Source organism: Mycolicibacterium agri (assembly GCF_002553505.1).
In the GTDB taxonomy this organism is placed as follows: Bacteria; Actinomycetota; Actinomycetes; order Mycobacteriales; family Mycobacteriaceae; genus Mycobacterium; species Mycobacterium agri.
In genome coordinates, this window is the sequence record NZ_PDCP01000219.1 from 1 (window position 1) to 1,117 (window position 1,117).

The following is a 1,117-nucleotide window of genomic DNA, read 5'->3' on the forward strand; positions in this document are numbered from 1 at the left end:
GCAACAACGATGACTTGCCCAGCTCCAACCCCCTTGTCACATACATAGATTCGAGCGTGTTGCTACCCGTTGATAACTGGGGCCCGAGAAACACGATGTTGTCGCGGGCGGTGACGAAGTCCAGGGTGCCCAGGTGTGCGATGAGGTCGCGTTTGAGACCGCGGGCGTGGTCGAAGTCGAACTCTTCCAGCGACTTCCGTGAGGGAAACCGCGCCGCCCGGATCCTGCCCTCTCCGCCGTGGGACTCACGGGCGGATACTTCGCGCTGTAGACAGGCGGCGAGGAACTCCTCATAACTCCAGGATTCGGCCCGCGCCCGCTCGGCGAGCCGTTCGACGGCCTGACGCAACGTGGGTGCTTTGAGCGCTCGGGTCAGATAGGCCAACTCGGCGGTCACATCACGGCCGGCCGCGGTGGTCCTGGTGGCCATCACGCCACCGGCCCGTCGATGCCGAGCAGGGTGTCGTAGTCGGTCAACGGCCGCTGCTCAACGTCGATCTGGGCGGGCAGGGTGAGCACGTCGAACCGGTTGCGCCGCATCGCTGTGGCCGCCGCCAGGTGTGCTGGGTCGCTGATCGTTTGGTGTTTGGCCCAGATCCGGTCGTGCTCGGCGACCAACCGGCCGCCGCACCACACCCTTACCTGTGCAAGGTCGGCGACGACTTCGATGCGCCGGCCCACCGCAGCCGGGTGCACCGAGTAGTCGTTGGTGTCTAGGCGCACGTAGTGATCGCGTGGCAGCCGGGCGTGGGTGCGCCACCCGGTGACCGGTTCCACCGGGGGCAGCGCCCCCATCGCGGCCCTGTCGGCCTCGATGCGATCGGCGGGTCGGCATCCCAGCACCCGATGCTGGCGGTGATTAGCACCGACCAGCCAGTCATCGAGCTGGGCGTTGAAGTCCGATGGTGACGCGAACACCCGACCCGGTAGGAAGGACCGTTCCAGATAGTCGTGAAAGCGTTCCACCAGCCCCTTGGCTTCGGGGTCTGCGGGCTTGCAGATCACCACCTTGGCTGCCACCGTGCCCCGGAACGCCTGGGATGCCGCGGTCAGCTCGGGTGTTCGTGCCCGCCACCGCCCGACCGCGCCCTCTCCATCCCAAACGAACACCCGAGGA

At 66.8% G+C, this 1,117-nt stretch carries 2 protein-coding genes; both read right to left on the reverse strand.

What is annotated here, in order from left to right; genetic code table 11:
- Positions 1-430: ATP-binding protein (locus CQY20_RS33865; protein WP_234816548.1), on the reverse strand; the 430-nt coding region annotated here is incomplete at its 3' end.
- A partial coding sequence (locus tag CQY20_RS33870; RefSeq protein ID WP_420093250.1) for a Mu transposase domain-containing protein occupies positions 430-1,117 on the reverse strand: 688 nt, incomplete at its 5' end. The genes CQY20_RS33870 and CQY20_RS33865, both read right to left, overlap by 1 nt.